General features: G+C 70.2%; 16 protein-coding genes and 4 pseudogenes. 10 read left to right on the top strand and 10 right to left on the bottom strand.

Going from position 1 to position 21,099, the window contains the following annotated elements; translation table 11 throughout:
- Positions 1–31: 31 nt before the first annotated feature.
- Both SYYSPA8_RS13010 and SYYSPA8_RS13005 read left to right on the top strand, forming a co-directional pair.
- Positions 32–613, top strand: a complete 582-nt coding sequence (locus tag SYYSPA8_RS13010; protein WP_323447258.1) for a hypothetical protein — start codon at positions 32–34, stop codon at positions 611–613.
- Between the two features lie 114 nt (positions 614–727).
- Positions 728–2,215, top strand: coding sequence for a serine/threonine-protein kinase (locus SYYSPA8_RS13005; RefSeq protein WP_323447257.1), 1,488 nt, complete (start codon positions 728–730; stop codon positions 2,213–2,215).
- A 140-nt stretch (positions 2,216–2,355) separates the two neighbouring features.
- Here the strand turns inward: SYYSPA8_RS13005 and SYYSPA8_RS13000 are convergent, their stop codons facing one another.
- The 4 genes and pseudogenes from SYYSPA8_RS13000 to SYYSPA8_RS12985 all read right to left on the bottom strand — a co-directional run bounded on the left by SYYSPA8_RS13000 (position 2,356) and on the right by SYYSPA8_RS12985 (position 5,697).
- Positions 2,356–2,907, bottom strand: coding sequence for a YciI family protein (locus SYYSPA8_RS13000; protein WP_323447256.1), 552 nt, complete (start codon positions 2,905–2,907; stop codon positions 2,356–2,358).
- 744 nt (positions 2,908–3,651) lie between these two features.
- On the bottom strand, positions 3,652–3,873 hold the full coding sequence (locus SYYSPA8_RS12995) for a hypothetical protein (protein WP_323447255.1): 222 nt from the start codon (positions 3,871–3,873) through the stop codon (positions 3,652–3,654).
- Positions 3,874–4,713: 840 nt separating this feature from the next.
- Positions 4,714–5,004: pseudogene (locus tag SYYSPA8_RS12990) on the bottom strand (DUF4265 domain-containing protein); the annotation flags it as partial.
- A 60-nt stretch (positions 5,005–5,064) separates the two neighbouring features.
- Positions 5,065–5,697 (bottom strand): hypothetical protein, encoded by a 633-nt coding sequence (locus SYYSPA8_RS12985; RefSeq protein ID WP_323447254.1) that lies wholly within the window; start codon positions 5,695–5,697, stop codon positions 5,065–5,067.
- Between the two features lie 311 nt (positions 5,698–6,008).
- Between SYYSPA8_RS12985 and SYYSPA8_RS12980 the strand changes: the two genes are divergently transcribed.
- From SYYSPA8_RS12980 to SYYSPA8_RS12970, 3 genes and pseudogenes are all read left to right on the top strand, one after another.
- Positions 6,009–7,016, top strand: coding sequence for a DUF6192 family protein (locus SYYSPA8_RS12980; protein WP_323447253.1), 1,008 nt, complete (start codon positions 6,009–6,011; stop codon positions 7,014–7,016).
- Positions 7,017–7,054: 38 nt separating this feature from the next.
- A pseudogene (locus SYYSPA8_RS12975) lies at positions 7,055–7,852 on the top strand (IS5 family transposase); the annotation flags it as partial.
- A 179-nt stretch (positions 7,853–8,031) separates the two neighbouring features.
- Positions 8,032–9,198 (top strand): serine hydrolase domain-containing protein, encoded by a 1,167-nt coding sequence (locus SYYSPA8_RS12970; protein WP_323447252.1) that lies wholly within the window; start codon positions 8,032–8,034, stop codon positions 9,196–9,198.
- Positions 9,199–9,357: 159 nt separating this feature from the next.
- Here SYYSPA8_RS12970 and SYYSPA8_RS12965 read toward each other — a convergent pair whose 3' ends face one another.
- From SYYSPA8_RS12965 to SYYSPA8_RS12955, 3 genes are all read right to left on the bottom strand, one after another.
- Entirely contained in the window at positions 9,358–9,867 is a 510-nt protein-coding gene (locus SYYSPA8_RS12965; RefSeq protein ID WP_323447251.1) for a hypothetical protein, read from the bottom strand.
- Positions 9,868–10,201: 334 nt separating this feature from the next.
- Positions 10,202–10,390: a hypothetical protein gene (locus SYYSPA8_RS12960; RefSeq protein WP_323447250.1), complete on the bottom strand. Its 189-nt coding sequence runs from the start codon at positions 10,388–10,390 to the stop codon at positions 10,202–10,204.
- A 902-nt stretch (positions 10,391–11,292) separates the two neighbouring features.
- Positions 11,293–12,612 (bottom strand): carboxylesterase family protein, encoded by a 1,320-nt coding sequence (locus tag SYYSPA8_RS12955; protein ID WP_323447249.1) that lies wholly within the window; start codon positions 12,610–12,612, stop codon positions 11,293–11,295.
- Positions 12,613–12,826: 214 nt separating this feature from the next.
- On the opposite strand from SYYSPA8_RS12955, the gene SYYSPA8_RS12950 reads away from it, so the two are divergent.
- Positions 12,827–13,429, top strand: coding sequence for a TetR/AcrR family transcriptional regulator (locus tag SYYSPA8_RS12950; protein WP_323447248.1), 603 nt, complete (start codon positions 12,827–12,829; stop codon positions 13,427–13,429).
- A gap of 178 nt (positions 13,430–13,607) precedes the next feature.
- Entirely contained in the window at positions 13,608–14,585 is a 978-nt protein-coding gene (locus SYYSPA8_RS12945; protein ID WP_323447247.1) for an aldo/keto reductase, read from the top strand.
- Between the two features lie 101 nt (positions 14,586–14,686).
- Here the strand turns inward: SYYSPA8_RS12945 and SYYSPA8_RS12940 are convergent, their stop codons facing one another.
- Positions 14,687–15,565, bottom strand: a complete 879-nt coding sequence (locus SYYSPA8_RS12940; protein WP_323447246.1) for a menaquinone biosynthetic enzyme MqnA/MqnD family protein — start codon at positions 15,563–15,565, stop codon at positions 14,687–14,689.
- Positions 15,566–16,276: 711 nt separating this feature from the next.
- On the opposite strand from SYYSPA8_RS12940, the pseudogene SYYSPA8_RS12935 reads away from it, so the two are divergent.
- Positions 16,277–17,523: pseudogene (locus SYYSPA8_RS12935) on the top strand (IS701 family transposase).
- A gap of 226 nt (positions 17,524–17,749) precedes the next feature.
- Positions 17,750–18,579: pseudogene (locus SYYSPA8_RS12930) on the top strand (IS5 family transposase).
- 17 nt (positions 18,580–18,596) lie between these two features.
- Here SYYSPA8_RS12930 and SYYSPA8_RS12925 read toward each other — a convergent pair.
- On the bottom strand, positions 18,597–19,142 hold the full coding sequence (locus SYYSPA8_RS12925; RefSeq protein ID WP_323447245.1) for a ferredoxin: 546 nt from the start codon (positions 19,140–19,142) through the stop codon (positions 18,597–18,599).
- 46 nt (positions 19,143–19,188) lie between these two features.
- Between SYYSPA8_RS12925 and SYYSPA8_RS12920 the strand changes: the two genes are divergently transcribed.
- Positions 19,189–19,971 carry a class I SAM-dependent methyltransferase gene (locus SYYSPA8_RS12920; RefSeq protein ID WP_323447396.1) on the top strand — a complete coding sequence of 261 codons (783 nt, stop codon included), beginning with the start codon at positions 19,189–19,191 and terminating at the stop codon, positions 19,969–19,971.
- Between the two features lie 363 nt (positions 19,972–20,334).
- Here the strand turns inward: SYYSPA8_RS12920 and SYYSPA8_RS12915 are convergent, their stop codons facing one another.
- Positions 20,335–20,580, bottom strand: a complete 246-nt coding sequence (locus SYYSPA8_RS12915) for a hypothetical protein (protein WP_323447244.1) — start codon at positions 20,578–20,580, stop codon at positions 20,335–20,337.
- Positions 20,581–21,099: the final 519 nt, after the last annotated feature.

Here is a 21,099-nt window from a genome sequence, read left to right as displayed (position 1 = left end):
CACCGGCCTGGGTGCGGTGTGGGCGGGTGGGGTGCATCCGAGCTGGTCGGGTCTGCTGCTGTGCCGGCCGGGTGATCTCACGCCCACCGGCGGCCTGCCGCCCGGCGGGCGCCATGCTCCGCTGGACCCGTTCCTGTCCGAGGAGCTGCTGCACCACGCCCGGGCGGCCCGGCACCAGCGCGCGCAGGACTGGACGGGCCCGAGGGAGCTGGCCGGCGGGCCGCTGGTGGAGTGGGAGGCCCTGCGGCTGCTGTGGTGGGTGGTGGACAAGCGCGGCTGGCCCGGTCACCGCCTCGCCGGCGCCCACGGGGCGGCTGCCGCCATGGAGATCGCCCTGGCCTGCGACCTGCCGGACCACCTCCAGCTGCTGCTGAGAGTCCTGAAGAAAGCTGCCGACCTCGGCGACGCGCCCCGCTGCCACCCCGCCCTCCTCCACGACCGGCTCTGCGCCCTCGCCCGGGTCCCGCAGCGGTACGGCTCCCAGGACACCCTTCTCCCCGGCGGCTGGCACATGGCAGAGGTGGACCAGCCCGAGTCGCTGACCCTGCGGCGGGGACAGAAGGGGCTGCCCGGCCCCGCGCCGCACTGGATCCCCGCACGGGGCGCGTCGTGACCGGCCACCAGCACCGCCCGGGTCGGGCGCGCATCCGCGGCCCCGCCGCCCTGCGGCCCCGGCCACGCGATCACACGCTGACACTGACCGAACCACCATGGGGGAAACAAGCCGGTGCGTCCGACGACGTTACTGCTCATCCTGTCCGCGAGCGGCGGCAATCCGTGCCGTTTCGCCGAGGCTTTCCAGGAGGCCGCGCGGCGTGCCGCGCGGGAGCTGGGGCGGCCGGGGCTGGCGACGATGGATGCCTCGGAGCGGACCTGCCGGCGCTGGCTGGATGGCGAGCAGCGGCCGCGGGGGAACGCGGCCGAGGTGCTGGAGCACTGGCTGGGCCTGGATCTCGAGACGCTGTTGCGGCCGCTGCCCGAGCCGGCCGGTGTCCCGGCTCCTGTCCTGCGGCCGGCCGCTGAGGGCGCCGCGCGGGCGCTCGATCTGCGGTTCGCCACTTCCAGGTTGAGCCTGGCCCCGGGGCCAGGGGTCGAGGGGCAGTGGGCTCTGGACGGGCTGCGGCTCCTGGAGGGGACCCGCATCGTGGTCCAGCCCTACGACGGGACCCTCACGCGTGAGGGTCTGCGGCTCGCGGAGTCGGACGCGGAGCATCTCGCCGGGTTCACCCGGCCGCTGCGCCGTGCCCTGGTTCTCGGGGCGGACGGGGCCCGGCCCGGCGGCAGTGTCCATGCGCTCGACGCCGTGTTCGCCCGCCAGGTCACCGCCCGGGCTCTGCCGGCGGCCGGTCTGGTCATCCCCGCCGCCTACCGGGTCGACGACCTCACCTACGCGCTGCTGTGGGCACTCATCGTGATCGACGACGCGTTGCAGGCCGACGACCGCGCCCTGCAGGCCCAGGAGGCGGTCCTGGACTCCCTCGCCTCCCGGCCGGGGGCGGCGATCACCAGCGACCTGGTGCCCGGGCTGTCCCGGGCCGGCAGCATGTGGCTCGGCTCCGAAGCGGGCGCCCGGTATCTCACCGCGCGTATCCCTCCCGGAAGTGGTCCGGTGCGGATGTGGATCGCGGCCCAGACCGGGGAACAGTCCTGCGGCTGGCTGCTGTTCCCCGCCCGCCGCGCCCTGCTGCGGCATCTGGCACCGGGCGGCACGGCCCTGCTGAACCTGCCCGAGACGTCCGTCAAGGACAGCGAACCCTGGGAGCGGATTCTGCTGCTCCTGACCGCCGCCCTCCTCGAACACCACGGACAGGCTGTCCGGATCAACGCGGAGCCGGCGGGAAACAGCGTCGACGAGTTCGTCATCGCCGCCGGCCGCGCCCACCTCGCCCACTGGACCCCCGGGGACAGCCGCACTCTCGGGCGTACGGAAACCGTGCCCGACACGGTCACCACCCAGCCCTTCACCGACGCTCTGGACCACGCCACCGCCCACGCCCTGCCCGCCGCCGACCACCCGGCCGGGCGGCTGGAGACCCTCGCCCGGCACCTCGGCCTGGACTGGACATGGCTCACCGGCCGCTGCCGCGACCTCCACACCACCGGCACCACCGGTCTGCTGCGCCCCCGCAGCCGCCTCACCCACACCGGCGGCATCACCGACGCCCTCGCCCACCTCGCCGGGCACGCCGACAATGCAGCGGACCATCACCCCTGAATCTGATAGCGGCCAGTTGGTTCTCCCCGCCCGCCCGCGGCCACTTCAGCTCCCCGCCCGTGGCCACTTCAATTCCCCGTTGGCGGCCACTTCCTCCACAGAGCGTGATGCGCCCGCGATGGCACCGGTGGGCGCCTCGTTCATGACGGCCGCCCGCCGGACTCCCAGTTGTGCACCTCGATGTCGGCGTACCGGTCGTGTGTGAGGATGGCGCGTGCGGTGGCCGGGTCCGGGGCCCGGAGCAACGCCGCCGTGCCCAGCCAGAGAGTCCCGTCGTCGGACAGCAACGGTCCGTAGGCAATCAGCTCCTTCGGCTCGGGCGGCAGCGCGAGGTCGGCGGCCTCTCCTGTGCCGAGGCCGAGCACCAGGTATCGGTTGCCTCCGGTCCGGCCGCCGGGGAAGTCCCACATGGTGCGCCCCAGGGCGTTGTGCCACCGTCGCACGAGTACGTCCCGGTAGGCGCCGGCCTGGTAGTTCGGCTCGTCGAAGGCGAACGCGCGGGCGGCAGCGGGATCGGGCAGGCCGAGGATGTGCACACTGCCGGTGAGGGTCTCGCCGTCGTCAGCGAAGGTCGGCCCTCGGGCGATCATCTCCTTCGCGAATCCGTCCATGTAGGACAAGTGCGCATCGTTCAGTTCGTAGCGCAGCGACAGTGAGCCAGTGCGGTCGCGGTGGTAGCAGAGGAACTCCATGGCCGCAGTGTTCCCCTGAACAGGCGCCGATGACGAGGGAGTTTCACTGCGATGACCGCACGGCGGACTCGCGCGAGTCGACGGGCTGCGTGTCGCCGCTCCCGCGATGGGCGTCGATGATCCGCTTGGCGTCGGGGCAGGTGCAGGTCGGTGCGTGCCGCGTCGGCGGCCCGGTTGCAGCGCTTGGCGCCGATGTCACGGTCGACGGTGGTGCACTCTTTCGCGGTGGTGAGCTCGGCCATCCCCCCACGCTTCCGCCGGGGCCCCCTGGTGGATTTGTGCATCAGCCGACAGAGTACGGACAGTTCGGGTGGCTGCTCCCTGCGTGTCCGCCCCACCCAGTCGGGGCGGGCAGGGGCAGATCCTCCAGGCCCGGGAAGCCGGTACCGTGCGTCTCATACTCCAGGAGCAGCAGGGCTGCGTCTTCAGTGAGACCGTCCTCGCCGTCGCACCCCATGCAGACGGAGTCCCTGCATTCGTGGCAGTCCCCGGGAAGGTACTGATCACCGTTCATGATGCAGTCCTCATGGATACGACGTGCAGGCGGGCCGACCTCGCCAGAAAATCTGGGCAGCCCACGATGATGGAAGGTCCCCGCGTGCGCGGGGAGTACGCCGGAAAGCTCGGAATGTCCGGCCCATCCCCGCGTGGGCGGGGAGCACGATCAGATCGTGTCAGCAGGGGGCGTGAGACGGGAGCAGCCCCGCATGGCGGGAAAGGGTGACTTCTCGCCGTATCTGACGGTCAGTCCAGCTGCTGCGCGCGGGGCGTACCGCTGCCCTGGCCGGTCTCGTCCGCGGGTCCGGGCAGGAGTTCCAGGCCTTGTCCGATCAGGCGCCTGACGGTCTCCCGCGAGTATCCGGTGCCGTCGATGATGTCCTTCTGAGTGCCGCGGCCGGCCTCGAGAGAGAGCCGGGCGAGTCGGCGGGCGCGGTCGTGGTCGGCTGGTGAGGGCGGCGGGTTCATGACCGGCCCGACCGACCGCGCCGGCATCGAGCGGATGACCGCCGCCGACGCCTCCTCGTACATCTCATCCCTGAAGGGCGACTACTGATGGCCGTCGTCGAACGCCGCGCCCCGCGCCTCGGAGGAGAGGACCGTGAGTCGAAGCGAGCCCCTCGCTGGACTGGCGGGACAAGGCGACCCGGATGGAGCGCGATGAGTGACTGGCCGAGCAGCGTGACATTGTGGTCGCAGAGGCTGCCTGGACGACGGGTGTCAATGCCGGCCCTGCCGAGGTGGCCTACGAGAGGTCGGACGAGTATCGGGTCCGGGAGGCGTTCTGCCGGGTCCGGCCTACGGCGGATGGACTCTCCGTGCCCCGGCTGCCCTTGGGAGATCCGGGAGAACCGGGAGGGGGGCGCCGCGCACCCGCTTCTTGTCGTCGCCCTTCGGGCATTCGCCCGATCAGCTCAGCGAGAATCCCCGGCGTCAGGAATCGGCCCTCCGAAGCTACCGGCGGGTTGCCTGCTCCCTGGTGTCTGAGCAAGGCCCCGGGGGACCGTGGGGCTCCGGACAGGCCGGCGGACTCGGACACCGGCGGGCCTGGTGAGCTCGAACAGCTCGTCCTCGCGCGCGGTCAGGCAGTCGAACAGGTCGTCCCGGAAGCGTGACGCCTTCGCGAACACTTCCCCAGGACCGGTGTCAGGCGGCAGACTCACTTCACGGCCTTCGTCTTGATCGGTGCACCTTGGTCGGAGCACATGATCAGACGAAGGCCGCCCCCACGTCCGGCGAACACCCAGGCGAGCTAACCAGTTCGAGGCGACATGCGAAGCGGCGTGCCACATGGCCGTCCGGCAGAGGTCAGGCGGTCCACCATGCGCCGGTGCAGCAGCCGACCTCGTAGTGCCACCAGCCGTCGTCCCGGCCACGGTTCAGGGGAGCTTTGATCCCGGCGAAGTCCGCGCCTGCCGCGACGGTGAAAGCCACCATGGGGAAGTCGTCGCTGAAGACCTCGCCCCCGAGCCCGAACACCGAAAGGCGTTGACGCACCGTCTGCGGACTGGGTCCCAGGGGCCCGGTGGGAACGGGCACCACACGGATCGTGCAGTTACCGGCGGAACTGACCCGCCCGACAGCCCGGTGCAGTCCGTCGGTCGTGACGGCTGAAGCCTTCCGTGACCCCTTCGGCTCGGCGGGGCGGTCCGGCCGGATTCAGTACCGTTGCCCGGGCCCGATGATGGTGAGATCCAATTGCCGGGCGAGCCAGTGGGCGTACGGCTCCCGCGTCTGGCAGCCGTCGAAGACGGCGCTGCGGACGTGGACGAGGACGGTGTGGTCGTCGGCGTGCTCGTCGAGCTCGCGGGTGCGGGTGTTGAGCAGGAGCGTTACCTCGGCGTGCTTGGACTCGCCGAGAAAGCCCGGCTCTGGCCCGTCCGGCCAGCACAGGCCGTCCCAGTTGATCTTGCCTGTGCTCGGGCCGATCGCCGCCGTGAATACGTCCTCAATGCCGCCGACGGGCAGGTCGTCCAGTTCGCACACCACCGGAAGCCGCCCTTCGTACGCGGCCGGGTCGGCCGGCAGGCCGGACCCCTGAACGACGAGGGCCGGCACGGTCCGGTTCCCGGGCAGGGCCCCGCCGGAGTTCCCCCGTCCCGCCTGCCCCAGGAACCACCCCTCGGGCAGTTCCCCCGCCATCCGCCGCACCTCGGCGACGGAACGCAGATGAGCGCGCACACAGACCCCGGAGTGCTCGCGGCGGCCGAACTCCATGATGCGGCGCGCAGTGCTCAGGGCCAGTTCCAGGTCGGGGGTGCGGAAGACGGGATAGGCGATGTCGCTGGACATGCCCCGACTGTTTCACAGCCCGTCACCGCGGCCAGCATCGTGTGTGGCACGGCTCCGCGTACCCCTCCCGCTGTGAGGAGAACACACGGAAGACCAGCGCGCGGGCCGCCTCCATGGCGGTTCGGGCGCGCAGCGCTGCCGCCAGGCGATCGGTGGCCATGGCGTGTACAGCTGCAACCGTCGGCCCGGCCGTCGTCCGGGACCTGCCGGGCGCCTGGGCTGCGGGAGCCGTAACTGTCATCCTGGAGGCCGGGGGATACCGTTTCCCGGTTCGCTCCGACGGACCGGATGGGATCGACGGGGGATGACCGATGAAGGGCTTACCGGCCTTCTGGGCCTTCGTGGTCGTCTGGGCCGGCGCTTTCACGGTGTTCGTGGCGTGCTCCCTGGTCCGACTCCGCATGCTGCTCCGGCGCGACCGGCAGGCGATCGCACGCTTCTCCGGAACCGGTGCCGTCCAGCCCGTTCGGGCCATATTCCACCTGGAGGGGGAGCGGGCGGCGGCGCAGGCCGGGATCGGGAGTGTGTCCCGGCAGCGGTATGAGGAGATCCTGGGCGAGGTACGTGAGCTCGTTTCGGCGGAGTCGAAGATCCATTTCCGGATCGGTGATCTCGCTCTGGAGATCGAGCCGCTGCGCGAGCATGGCGGTGCGCATCCCGGTGCGGGGGAGGAAGCGTTCGGGGTGCGGCAGTCTCTGGAGATGTTCGCCGAGGGCGTGGGCATTCCTTACGGCAGTGTGCGGGTCTACCGGTTCACGGCCGGGCACTGGCCTCCGGAGCACCGGGTCGCGGGGGTTCCGTTCGAGATCCACCGGATCCTGGAGCAGCTTCCGGACCGTTTCGAGCGGATCACCGACCCGCCCGTTCATCCGCGGACCGGGCAGCAGTGCTGGACGCAGGATGCCGCGAAGCGCCAGGTCGGCTGGCGGGTGAGTGCCCCGCAGTCGGTGCAGGAGAAAGTCGAGGCCATCCGCGACCTGGCGGCTGATGAGCAGGTCGCGGCCCGGGTGGCCGCGGACCTGCTGCGCCGCCCGGCGGTCGCGGAGCGTGCTGCGGCCGATGACACGGCCCGGCATCTGTTCAACCGGGCTCAGAACGACCGGTGGCACCAGCCCGAACGATCCGCTGCCCCGGCACAGGGTCCGGACCTGCTGCGCGCCTACGAGCTGGCGGTGGTCCGGCAGCGGCTGACCGAGATCCGCCGGCTGATGACATCGACCGTGCTCCCCCACGCGGCCCTGGACCCCGACGACCGGTGGATTCGGCACGTCGTCGCTCAGCTTAACTCGGTCGAGTCCACCCTCGACCTCATCGCCTGACCGCACGGCACCGCCGGCCAGGGAGAAGGGAGGCACGGATGCGGTCGCGCCGGTATCCAGCGGACACCACGGACGACGAGTGGGCGCTGATCGAGCCCCTCCTCCCCGTGGCCGCCTGCTTCACGCCCCGGGGTGGGCGCCCGGAGGTGCACCTGCGGCGTGACATTGTGGACGCCATCCGGTTCCTGGTCGACTCCGGCTGCAAATGGCGCTCCCTCCCTGGTGACTTCCCGCCCTTCCAGACCGTGCACGGCTTCTTCGCCCGCTGGACCCGTGCCGGGGTGTTCAACCGGATCCGTGACGCGCTGCGGTGCCTGGTCCGCCGGCAGATGGGCAAACCCCCGCGGGCGGTGGCCGCCGTGATCGACTCCCAGTCCGTGAAAGCGGCGGACACCGTCTCCCGGGCCGGGCGGGGCTACGACGCGGGCAAAAGGATCAACGGCCGTAAGCGGCACATCGTGGTGGACACACAAGGACTGCTGCTGTTCGTGATGATCACCCCCGCCTCGGTCCACGACGGCCGGGCCGGGCGCGAGGTCCTGTTCCGGCTCCGCCTGATGCACCCCCAGCGCACCGTCGTCTGGGCCGACCCCGCCTACGGCGGCACCCGCATCACCTGGGCGAGGACCATGCTCCGGCTGACCGTCAGAACAGTCAGCCGGCCCGCGGGAACCAACGGGTTCATCCTGCTGCCCCGCAGGTGGGTCGCCGAGCGGACACTGGCCTGGATGATGCACGCCCGCCCCTTGGTCCGCGACTACGAACGCCTCCCCCAACACGCCGAAGCGATGGTGACCCTCGCCGCGCTCACACTGATGACCCGGCGTCTCACCCGCGCGCCCATCCACCCCAACGCCGCGGCGCCCCGCCCGGCCAGACCCGCAGTGGCCTGGTGACCTGCGGTTCCCATGCCAAATGGCGCAACCGCCAGCGGGCCACCCGTGTGCGGGGCGGCGGCGCCTCTGTTTGACTGAGCGGATGATCCCCGTCGCGCGAGGGAGCACGACCCATGCCCATGGCCACTGGAAGAAGCCGGGCCGCTCTCGCCTCCCTGGCCGCCGCACTGGTGACCGCATTCCTGCTGCTCCCGGTGTCACCGTCGGCTGCCGCCGCACCGGCCGGTGGGGCCAGCGGCCAGGAGCATGCGCGGACGCGGGCCGCGATGGAGCGGGCGGTACGGGATGGTGCACCCGGGGTCCTCGTCACCGCGGCCGACGGCGAAGGCCGGTGGGCGGGAACGGCAGGGATAGCGGACCGGGACACGAAACGCCCGCCCCATCCGGCGGACCACTTCCGGATCGGCAGCATCACCAAGACGTTCACCGCCACCCTCGTACTCCAACTGGAGGCGGAGGGACGGCTCAGTATCGACGACACCGTGGAGACGTGGCTGCCCGGGGTGGTCCGGGGCCACGGTAACGACGGCCGCCGCATCACCGTCCGGCAGCTGCTGAATCACACCAGCGGTCTGTACAACTACCTCAACGACCCCGCCCTGCACCAGATCGGCCCGATCTGGCTGAAGCACCTGCACGAGACCTGGACCCCCGAGGAGCTCCTGGCCGTCGCGATGTCGAAGCGACCCTCGGCGGCCCCCGGCGAACGGTTCGTGTACTCCAACACCAACTACCTTCTGGCCGCGCTGATCGTGGAGAAAATCACCGGCCACTCCTACGAGCACGAGCTGCACCGGCGCATCATCACCCCTCTCCGGCTGCGAGGCACCAGCTCGCCGGGTACCCGCGAGACACTGCCCCACCCTTCCGGACGGGCCTACTCCACCGCCCAGATCCAGGCACCCCTGCCAGGCGTCGACGTCACCGAGTTCAACCCCTCACCCCTCCGCGCCAGCGGCGAGATCATCAGCACGGCCGACGACCTCAACCATTTCTACAGCGCCCTCCTCGACGGCCGGCTGCTGCCCCAGGCGCAACTGAGGGAGATGACCACCACCATCTCCGTCGGCGCCGACGCCTACGGGCTGGGCCTCTTCCGCATGACCACCTCCTGCGGGACTGAACTCTGGGGACAGCGCGGCGGCGGCTACGGATTCGAAGCCCTCACGGTCTCCACCCGCGACACCCGCCACCGGATGACCCTGTACTTCAACACCGACCACCTCGCGCTCCAGGGCGCAGCGGCCAGAGGCATCGCCGACGCGGAGTTCTGCCAGCACTCATGACCTGGGGCAGCCTCGCCCGCTAAGGGGTCACAGGCGTCCGACCACGCGAGACACAGGACTCCAGAAGAGGCAATAACCGCTTTACACGCAGGATGAGACAATGGCCCGCCGCCTGACCGGCGAGAGCACCATCTCCTGGCGCGACCCGACATCACCGGATCAAACTCGCACAACGGGATGAAACAGCGGGAGAAAACGACCAAGGCCGCGAAGTGCTTCGGGCGTCGTGGATGCCTGGGCGAGCGTGTCGATGTCAGCTGTGTGGAGCTCGACCTGCGGAAGGGCTCTGGCTGTGCCGCTGAGCTTGCGGGATGCGTTCTCGGCGAGGTAGCCCGCGGTGAAGAGCGGGGTGATGCCGTACTCGCGCTGGGCGGTGTGGGCGATCATTCCGAAGGTGTAGGAGGCGGCGGACGGATCGAGAGCCATGAGCTGGCGCAGGGCCCAGGACAGGTCGACATCCGCGTCGGGGGCATAGAACTTGGCTGCTTCGAACGGGGAGAGCCCGTCCGGGCCCGGTGAGCTCTCCTGCCAGCGGGTGTGGGCGTGGCGCACGGTGTCGTCGCCCAGGTCGCGGATCGGGGAGTGCTGGACCAGGTGGCGGAACACCCCGAGCGGAAGCTCAGCGGTGCCCTTCTCCAGCAGCTCGTGAGCGACGAACGAATCTGTCACGGTGCGGTTCCTCTCACCATCACAGAAACGTGGTCCGGTACCGGACCACGCTGGCTGTGCCGCCACGATGCGCGGGCGCGACCGGCCAGCTCCGGGCCGTCGGCGCCTGCTTTGGCCGTGCCCGTGCCCCGTGGTCGGCACGCCACCAGGATGCCGGACCTCTGATCCGGGAGGGGACTTCCGGCCAGGGCGGACAGGATGCCGCACACGCCGCCGTCCGCACCGGCACCAGCGCCCCGCGGGGTGTACGAGTTCTCTCGCGGACTACGGGGCCGGTCATGCCTGCTGGTGGAAGCGCCCGCGGGAACGGGCCGCGGTCGGAGCCCGGGCGTGTTCACCCGGCGGACGCGTGCAGGACGGGCGCGTACCCGGCGGCCAGTACCCGAACCGTCACCGCGGGAGTGAGCACCTCCACCCGGAGGCCCGGGGTGACGGGTCGCGCCGCGCCGTACCCGGCCATCGACCACGGCAGCCAGCGCCCCTGCCACACCAGCCCGGCCTCGCCGTCCAGCCGGACGAACACACCGTCCGGCAGTCACCGAACGCCGCCCGGAAGGTGCGCTGGCACCCCTCGGGTGTACGCCGGTCCGCCTCCAGCCTGCCGTCCGTCTCCGGCGCCCCGGGAAGACCGCCGCCCAAGGCGCCTGTCCAGCTCCTCCGGAACCGCTGGTAGTCCGGGACGCGGCACAGTCCGCACGGCCGGTGCCCGGCGGCGAGAGCCGTCACCTCGTCGAGGAAGTACCGCTCCGTCAGCCGGCCCGGCTGCCACTGGACCCGCCTCCAGCCCTTGAACTCCAGCACACAGCAGATCCAGGCCCGCGTCGACGGCCTTCGGGTCGGCTGACCGGCAGCGCCCAGCAGCGAACCCCGATTCCCCCAGAACAGCCCCCGCCCCGGATCAGCCACGAACTCGCCGTCAGGCCGCACCCGATTACGCCGACCCGCACGCGCACCTTCACACGCCCCCGGCCAGCTGCCCTGCGCGGTCCGTTCCTCCACCGACATGACGCACTCCTCGCCCTCTCAGATGACCGGCGGCCAGGTCCGACCGCCGAAACGCTGACATCACCGCACCGGGCCGAACACGGGATCGGACCTCAGGCCCCCATACCACGATGCCGCCGATCCGGATCCGGCGGAACGGTGTACCGGTCGGCTCGGATCCGGTCCCGCCACCTTCACCCAGTTGCTGAGCGTGACCGCCGTCGGCGACACCGTCAGCATGGCCGACCCAGCCCGTCTCCACCGCCTTGTCGCCACTTCGCCGGAGGGGACGGCGCAGACCCGGGGCGATCGGGGCGGCGGCCGGTCCGTGTACGGGCCGGTCCGTGTACGGGCCGGTCCGTGTACGGGCCGGTCCGTGTACGGGCCGGTCGGCGGGGTTTCACGGAGGCTGGACGACTGCCTCGTCCGCGAGGGTACGGGTCACCAGGTGATCCGCCGGACGGATGTCCCGTCGCCGGTCCACTGCGGCCATGCGGCTTCGGTGGTGCCCGGCGATCCGTACCGCGCGAAATGTGCCCAGCTCTGCCGGAGGGATCTGCCCCTGGCGTCGACGGTGGCCCAGTCGGTGCCGTCCAGCAGCGGGCTTTGGGCCCATGCCTCCTCCGTCCCCAGCAGGAAGGGCAGTTCGGCGCCGTGCACCGCGCCGAGGCCCCCTTCCGCCGGTGGCCGGGCGAACTCGTACAGGAAGGCCGCTCCGCCGGCGTCGAGGACCTGTCGGCCGGTCTCGTGCGCCGGTTCGACGAACACCCGGTGAGAGATCGCCGCGACGGCCTCCCCGGGGAGGGGGGACGGGGCACAGCGGGCGAACGCCCCGCCCTCGTTCGAGGTGTAGCCGATCAGGAGATCCGGCATGGGCGCGGACCGGAAGGTCTGCCGGTATGCCGCGGGTTCGCCGAGCGGTTCCGTCAAGACGGGCCGGAGCGGCACCGTCCGCGGCCTCGATGGCATGCCGGCGGTCCCCTGTGCGGTGCGGGCCTGGGCTTCGAGGATCCGCCGTACCGGGAGGGTCCTCAGGTCACCGCGGGCCGCCTCGGCGAAGTGGACCCCGGCCGCGTATGCCTCGTCGCGGGTGGGGAGCGTCGCCCGTGTCGGTGCGCTCTGGGCGATCACCCGGCGGATGAGCCGCCGGCTGCGGGGGACGGACAGGAGCATGAGGGCCGAGGCGGCGCCGGCGGACTGGCCGAAGACGGTGATGTTCGCCGGATCGCCGCCGAACGCGGCGATGTTGTCGTGCACCCACTCCAGCGCGAGGATCTGGTCGTACAGGCCGAGGTTGCCGTCACTGACACCTTGGTGAACGAGATAACCGAGCGCGCCCAGACGGTAGTTGACCGAGACGACGACGACATCGCCGTCTGCGGCGAGCCGCCCGCCGTCGTACATGGGCAGGGTGCCGCCGCCGGTCAGGAACCCGCCGCCGGGCAGCCACACCATCACCGGCCGGTTCCCGGTGAGACCGGGGGTCGTGACCGCCAGGTAGAGGCAGTCCTCGGAGTGCGGGGGCTCGTTCCGCTGCGGGCCGAAGACCGGTTCCAGGGGGGACGGGAGCTGTGGGCAGATCGGGCCCGGCCGGGTGGCATCGACGGTGCCGGTGTGCCGGGCGGGCCGGACCGGTGGCGCAAAGCGTGCGGCCGTTCCGTAGCGGATCCCCGGGAACCGGAGTAACCGGTCCGCGCCACGGAGGCCGGTGACGGGCCCGGACTCCGGGCGGGCGAGAGCGGGGCCGGTGTCGGTTCTCATCAGTGGGCTCCTTGTCGTGAGGAGTGGTTCGGCTGTGCCGGGCCTGGTGCGGCAGCGGGCCCGGCACGGCACCATGCCCTCCTCCACTCCCCATAGGTGAACGTTTGTTAAGTGTTGGGGAACAAAGTACCTCCGGACAAGACCGGGTGCGCGAGACCGGCGCGGGCGGCTCGGGCCGTCCCGTGGGTCCGCCCGCCACCGGTTACAGTGCCTCGTGGCCGAGACTTCCCAGCGCACGCGCAACCCACGAGGACAAGGTGACCGACTCCGCCTGGAGATCCTGGAGGGGGCCGCGCGCCTGCTGTCCGAGCTGGGCGGCGAGGAAGGGTTGACGATCCGCGGTGTCGCGCGCGCCGCGGGCATCTCACCGGGCGCCGTCTACCAGCACTTCACCGATAAATCCGCGCTGGTCAAGGGCCTGATCGAATATGAGTACGAGCAGATCTCGCGGGCCATGGCCGAGGCCGGCGGTTCATGCCCGCAGGACGCCGCGCTGGAGCGGGTGCGGGCCCAGGTGCGGACTTACTGCCAGTACGTGGTGGACCACCCCGGCCACTACCGCCTGCTGATCAACCACCAGCCGCTCACGACACCCCGGGCCGGCCCCATGATCGATCTCGTGACCAGGGTGGCCACCGCGTTCGAGGGTTGTCAACGGGCCGGTGTACGGCTTCGGCTGCCCGCGCGGCGGGCCGCGGTCCTGGTCTTCACGGCGGCCCATGGACGGGTCGCGCTCTGGCATGCCTCCGGAGAGCCGGTGACGGCCGAGGCCCTCCTCGACTTCGTCGACGAAGTGGTCTGGCTCGTCACGGAATGACCCCGATCGCCCGCCTCCCGCAGCACGATCGCGCGGGGACAGGGTTGCGCTATCCTCCATGGCTAAACGAATGTTCAGTCATGGAGGGGGCCGCCACGGGGGCCACCCGGCTGTCCCGTGCGGGCACGGCAGCAGCGTGCCCGGCGCCCCGTTCCCGTCACCTGGTGAGGATCGCGCCATGCAGTACATCCGGTTGGGCAAGAGCGGACTGTCGATCTTCAAGGTCGTGCTGGGCTGCATGGGCTTCGGAGATCCGGCCCGCGGCACCCATCAGTGGTCCTTGGGCATCGAGGAGTCACGGCCGTACTTCAAACAGGCCATCGAGTCCGGGATCACGGCCTTCGACACCGCCAATATGTACGGTCTCGGCTCCAGTGAGGAGATCACCGGCCGGTTGCTGCGCGAGTTCGCCAAGCGTGACGAGGTGGTCATCGCCACCAAGGTGTACGCCACGATGGGTCCCGGGCCGAAGGGCGGGGGCCTGTCCCGGGCGGCGATCCTCACCCAGGTGGACGAGAGCCTGCGCCGGCTGGACACCGACTACATCGACCTGTACCAGATCCACCGGCTCGACCCGAACGTACCGGCCGAGGAGACCATGGAGGCGCTGCACGACGTGGTGAAGGCCGGCAAAGCCCGCTATATCGGCGCGTCCTCGATGTGGACCTGGCAGTTCGCCAACCTCCAGCACACCGCTGACCTGCACGGCTGGACCCGGTTCGTGTCCATGCAGGACCAGTACAACCTGTTGCAGCGCGAGGAGGAGCGGGAGATGCTGCCGTACTGCCTGGACCAGGGCATCGGTGTGATCCCCTGGAGCCCCCTGGCACGCGGCCGGCTGACCCGCGACCCGGACGAGCGGACCAGGCGCAGCAGCACCGACGGCGCCGAGGAGATCCTCTACGGCCCGACCGCCGAGGCCGACCGGGGGATCGTCGACGCGGTCGCCGCCATCGCGGCGGAACGCGGCGTCAGCCGCGCCCAGGTGGCGCTGGCCTGGGTCATGCACCAGCCGGCCGTCACCGCGCCGATCGTCGGCGCCACCCGGCCCCACCACCTCACCGACGCCGTCGCCGCCACCGAACTCGTACTCGGTGCCGAAGAGCTGACCCGGCTGGAGGAGCACTACACCCCACGCCCGGCCTCCGGCTTCTGAGCCGCGCCCGCCCGGAGTGTCCAGGGCACGGCCGGCCGTCCTTGCCACGGCCGGTCGTGGCTGTCACGGCCGGCCGTTCCCGTCACGGTCTGCCGTGCCCGTCACGGCTGGAGGATCGAGATCACGGGTTCAGGGTCGGATCCGGAGTCCGCGGCGATGCGGCGGGCGAACTCGCGGACACCCTCCAGCTGGCGTTCGCCGAAGGAGAAGTCCAGGGCCTCGGTGTAGTAGCGGCGCAAGGTCTCCTCGTCGAACGCCTCCCACCGGGCCGCCTGCTCACAGACCTTGTCGACCTCGGCCATCGAGAGATCCCGGGACTCCAGGAAGGACCGGTGCACCTCGCGCACGATACGGGGATTCCGCTCCAGGTAGTCCCTGCGGACGGCCCAGGCGGCGAAGACGAACGGCAGCCCCGTCCACTCCTTCCACATCGCGCCCAGGTCGTGGACCCGCAAGCCCAGCTCCCGGGCCTGATGGAGGTGGGCGCGGAGCGCGACGTCGCCGATCACCACCGCGGCGTCCGCGTCCCGCATCATCACCGGCAGGTCCGGCGGACAGCTGAAGTACTCCGGGCGGACCCCTTCCCGCTCCTCCAGCAGCAGCCGGGCCAGGCGTACCGACGAACGCGAGGTGGATCCCAGGGCGACCCGCCGCCCGTCCAGCTCACCCAGCGGTACCTGACTGACGATCAGGCACGAGGTCACCGCACCGTCGCTGCCCACCGCGATATCCGGCAGCAGTACCAGGTCACCGGCGTGCTTGAGGTACTCCGCGCAGGCGATCGGACCGATGTCCAGGGTCCCGTCGACCAGCAGGACGCTCAGCCTGTCCGGGGTGTCCCTGGTCAACTCCAGGTCGAGCAGGCCGCCGGTGCGGGCCAGGCCCCAGTAGATCGGCAGGCAGTTGAGGAACTGGATGTGCCCGACCCGGGGGCGTTTCCCCGGTACCTGCGGGACGCGAGCCACACGAGAGATGTTCACCCCCGCAGGCTAGTACTTCGGCCCGGGAACCGGACATATCCAACGGCGGGTTCGGCGGGTCCACCGGGGAGCGGGTTGAGTGGTCCTGTGGCACTCCGTATCGCTTGATGCGGGATCGATTCCGCATCGGCTCGACGCCGGTCTCGTGATGGGCTTCGCCCGGGCCACTCCGGTGCAGGCCAGTACTTCGGTAGTGGCGGCGTCGAGGAAGAGCATGAACGTCCACGACGCGTCAGCGGCATCAACGCGGCCGATCCGGAGAAGGGCGCCTTCCGCCTGGCCGAGGATGTTGACAGCGGCCGCAAGGGCTTGTGTCTGCTGACCACGCTTCCGGGTGATCCGAAGCCTGGCCCGGTGGATACGCGTGACCTCGCCTGCGGGGACCAGGCCGTCCCACAGCACAAAGGCGCCTCCGCTGAGCAGGGCATCGCGTGCTGGTCCACATGCCGTCGTCTGCTCACCGAGCATCGCCGCGAGATCTTCACGCGTCATGCCCCACCGCCTCCCCCGGAAGTCAGCCTTCACCGGTCACTCAACCGCCGATGAGCGAACCTAGTACTCCAGCAGGATTTCGCTGTCTGAGCTGTGGTTTTCAGCGGGGTGCGGGAGTGTAGCGGGTTGGTGGGTGGTCGGGGGCGGTCTCACGGAGGCCGCCCCTCGAACGTGTGCATCCGCCGCTGGTAGTGACAGCGTCCGGGGAAGCCTCCCTGTGTGATCACCGAGAGTGCTGCCGAGCAGTGGGACCTGGAGCTGGACGACCTCTTCCTGACCATCGGCCACCGTTTCCGCCGCGTCGAGCTCCGCCGCCGTACGCGTGACTACGCGCGCGGCCTGCTCGCCCCGGTCGCACGCAAGAACAGCTGGCCGAGCAGGCGGGCCACGCCACTCCCGACGGCCTGCAGCACCTGCTGGCCGGTGCGAAGTGGGAAGCCGACGACATCCGCGACGACCTGCAGGAATACAGAGCCGACAAGCTGGGAGAAGACGAAGGAGTCCTCGTCGTCGACGACACCGGCTTCATCAAGAAGGGCACCACGTCCGCCGGGGTCCAGCGCCAGTACTCCGGAACCGCCGGCCGCACCGAGAACTGCCAGACAGGCGTCTTCGCCGCCTACTCCACCACGCGCGGCCGGGCACTGGTCGACCCCGAGCTCTCCCTCCCCAGGACCTGGGCCGAGGACCGCGAACGCTGCCGGACGGCCAGAGTCCCCGACGGCCGGGAGTCCGCCACCAAGGGCCAACTGGCCCGCCGCATGGTGCTGCGTACCCTCGCCTCGCCGCTGCCCGTCGCCTGGGTCACCGCGGACTCCGCCGACGGACAGGACGGCCGTTTCCGCCGACTGCTGGAACAGACCGGCACCGGCTACGTCCTGGCCGTGCCCACGTCACAGTTCACCGTGGGCTGCCCCCGCATCGACGGCCTGTTCGCCCGGGCCCCGGACGAGGCGTGGGAGAAAGCCTCCTGCGGCGACGGCGCGAAGGGACCGCGCCTCTACCATTGGGCGGCAGTGCGGCTGCCGGCCGTCGCCGAGTTCGACTACCAGGGCGAGTTCCCCTGCCGGATGCGGTGGGCGCTGGCCCGCCGCAGCATCCGCAGGCCCGACGAGATCGCCTACTACCTCGCCTACGCCCCGCTGGAGACCACCGCCCACCAGCTCGTGCGGATCGCCGGGGCGCGCTGGGCGATCGAGGAGTGCTTCCAGGCCGCGAAGAATGAATGCGGCCTGGACCAGTACGAAGTCCGCAGATACGTCGGCTGGTACCGGCACATCACCCTCGCCATGCTCGCGCACGCCTTCCTCGCGGCCACGGCACAGCAGGCCCGGGCAAAGGGGGCGGAACCGGTGAGGCCAACGGGGCCGTTGAGATCACCGTGGCGGAGATTCGGCGACTCCTGGCAGCTTGTCGGCCCCAGCCCCCACACCTGTGCGGACACCGCGGCCGACGCCACGCTATGAACTGGTCGACCTGGCGCCGACAACACCAGGCAGTCGCACGCCACTGTCACTACCAGCGGCGGATGCACACGTTCGAGGGGCGGCCTCCGTGAGCCCGCCCCCGACCACCCACCAACCCGCTACACTCCCGCACCCCGCTGAAAACCACAGCTCAGACAGCGAAATCCTGCTGGAGTGCTAGAGCTTGTCGTCAAAGTGATCTTGGATTGTGGATCATGGAGGGGTGATACGCCGCCATGAACTGTCCGATGCCGAGTGGGAACTCATACGGCCACTGCTGCCCCGACCTGTGCTGGGGCGGCCTCGGCTGGACGACCGGACGGTCCTCAATGGGATCGTGTGGAAGTTCCGGACCGGGGTTGCCTGGCGGGACGTGCCTGAGCGATACGGTTCCTGGACCAGCCTCCATACCCGTTTCCGCAGATGGGCGGCGGACGGCACGTTCGACCGGATACTCCAGGCCGCGCTGGCGAAGGCCGATGCGGCAGGGGACATCGAGTGGCTGGTGTCGGTCGATTCCACCATCGTCCGCGCCCACCAGCACGCGGCCGGAGCCCGAAAAGGGGGCTCCGGAGCCCGGCCCTGGGCCGGTCCAGAGGCGGACTGACGAGCAAGATCCACCTCGCCTGCGACGGGGGCGGCCGCCCTCTGGCCTTTGTCCTGACCGGCGGGAACACCAACGACTGCACCCAGTTCACGGCCGTGATGGACGCGATACGAGTGCCTCGGATCGGGCCGGGCCGACCTCGCATCAGGCCCGACCACGTCATTGGCGACAAGGGCTACAGCTCGAAGGCCATCCGCACCTGGCTCAGGCGCCGCGGCATCGCCCACACCATTCCCGAGCGGGCCGACCAGACCCGAAACCGGGCCCGGCGAGGCCGTACCGGCGGCCGTCCGCCGGCCTTTGACCGTGAGACCTACAAGCACCGCAACGTCGTGGAACGGTGCTTCAACCGCCTCAAGCAGTGGCGCGGCATCGCAACCAGGTACGACAAGACCGCACAGTCCTACCAAGCAGCCGTCACCCTCGCATCGCTTCTGATGTGGGCCTGACACTTTGACGACAACTCCTAGAGCTCGGGCAGTCGGTCGGCCGGGGTGGGAGAGCGGCGTTCCTGTAGCCAGTAGAGATAGATCTGCAGGTCCGTCTCCAGGCATCCGGAGTCGGTGCCGCCAGCGATGTAGGCCGCGAAATCCAGGGCACCCTCCACTGCTCGTTGGTTCGGGATCCACCGGTCGTACCGCTCCCACTCGTGCACCTGGTCTCTCAGGTACTCCAGGATCCGCTCCCGGTCCCGCCACCATTCCCGAACCAACTCCGGTGTCCACCGCTGGTCTCCGTCCCAGGCATAGCCGTCCATGGGCTCCGCCTCGATGGCACTGAGTACGTCTCTCACCTCGCCCGGTGTGCGCGGCTGGCGGTATACGTACTCAGTGAAGTACTGACCGCCGTAGTGGATGTGACGCGGGGCTTCGAGCCGACCTGTCGCACAGTTGTCCGTCTCGGCGCCGTACACCGGACCCGGGACATTGAGCCACAGGCGGTCCTCCCAGCGACCGTTACCGCTCGGGTACACCTGGAACAGCACCGCCGCCGCATCGAAGTAGAGCGTCATAAGGGCAGCGTACTTCTGCCCGAAGAGCTGAGAGTCTCAGCCTGAGCTGTGGCTGACACCGAGTGAGCACCCTGTCGGGTCTGGACGGCCGGGATATACCGGCGAACTGTTCGCGGACCTTGTCGCCGTCACCGGCTTGGACGAAGGGTCGTCGGTGCTGGAGGTGGGCTGCGGTACTGGTCAGGCGACGCGTTCACTGGCAGCGCTCGGATGCTCAGTGACCGCCGTCGAGCCGGGCGCGGACATGGCCGCACTCGCACGCCGGCGGCTCGCCTCCTTCCGCGAGGTCGACGTCGAGAGGTCGGCGTTTGAGGAGTGGGATGACCGCGGCCGACGCTTCGATGTTCTCGTGGCTGCGTCATCGTGGCACTGGGTCGACCCGTCGACCGGCTGGCAGCGAGCGCACGACGTGCTTTCTCCCGGGGGTTGGATGGCGTTGCTCGGCCACGTCGTCGTCCGCTTGCCGGGCGAGCCGGAAGTGTACGCCGAGACCGTCGATCTGCACGAGCAGTTCTGCCCCGGGAACCCCGGCTGGGGTCATCCACCGTTGGAGGACGAGGTGCGCACCACCGACGAGGGGTGGGGCCTGGCCGACGGTCCCGGAGAATTGTTCGGCCCGACGATCGTGCGCTGGTATCCAGCCGTTCAGTGGTTCAACGGGGACGGCTTCGCCGATCACCTTCGCTCATTGTCGCTGTACCGGAGACTCGACCTGGATGTCCGTGAGCCTCTGCTCGACGCCGTCGCCGAGCGCATTCGCACGCGAATGGGCGACCGGGCGTCACGCCGTTATCTGAGTGTCCTGCGTGTCGGACAGCGTGCCAAGTGAGGCCAGTGACCCCTTCCTCTGCACTGCGAGATGCGGGCCGCGATCTCGCGGAGGGGCGGGATCCCGAGGTTGATGGTCGTAGCCCGGTGTCGGCGGTCGTCGAGCCGGGAGAGTTTGTTCTCGGTAGCGGCAGGGCTGACGCGCAGCCCCTCGGCCTGGCCGAGCCAGTCTTCGCGTCCGGCCTCCGCGACCCGCTCGCGCAGATCTGCCGGTGACTGGGTTCGGCGTACCCGGCTCCACCCTCGGGGCAGGCAGTGCTGTCGCACGGAGGTCAGCAGACCGGTTCCGACCCCGGGCGAAGGCCGGCCCGGTGACGAACCGTCCACTCAGTTAGGGAAAGTCGGCCTCCTCGATCTCCGTCCCTCAGCTTGTCGTCCAGCCTCGGCGTCGGATGAGGCGGGCGAGTGCCTCTGTGGGCCAGCAGAGCCATGCGAGGAGAGGGTGAGTGACCACGAAGTAGTGGGCGCTGACCTGGCTGCGCTGCTTGTCGAGGATGTGCGGGGCCTCATCACGGTAGACGTAGCGGAGGTAGCGGCGGCGGATCGGTGCTCCCGCAGTCAGCAACACGGGTGAGGCGACGAGGACGCCCAGCGAAATGAGGACCCTCACGCCCTTGAGCCTGGCTCTCTCGGCTCTCGTTTCGTATCGCATGTGCTCAGTGTGCTGATCCTCGCCGTCTCCTGTCAGCCTGATCTGCGGGATTGGGCGCCCGCCTTGCTCGCGCCGAAGTGCTGTTGATGCGAGACGATGCCAGCCGGGTGGGGTGGCGGGTGCCGCACGGAAGGGGGCCTGGACGTAGCGAAGGCCCGGACGCAGCCGAGCCCGGCTCCCCGCTGATCCTGCGGCCGCTGCTGCTGGAGGCCCCGGTGTTGGCCGCACTGGCCTGGCGTCGGAGCACCACTGTGCTGCCGTGACGCATCGAGCAGGTCAACCCGCGATCCGGGCGCCCTCTGAGCCGCTTCGAGGCAAACCGGAGGAGTCGCAGGACCCGCTCGAAGATCATTTCGGTAGGTGTTCTTCACCTGACTTGCGACGCCTCACCGGGCATGGAGAACTCCTGGCACGGACTCGCCCGTGCCAGGAGTTCTGTGAAGTACCCGCATCGGGGACGACCGTGTGTCGATCTGC

This window comes from Streptomyces yaizuensis, from assembly GCF_034961445.1.
Taxonomy (GTDB): domain Bacteria; phylum Actinomycetota; class Actinomycetes; order Streptomycetales; family Streptomycetaceae; genus Streptomyces; species Streptomyces yaizuensis.
Note: the sequence above shows the minus strand (reverse complement) of the source record. Positions and strands in the feature narration are given on the sequence as shown.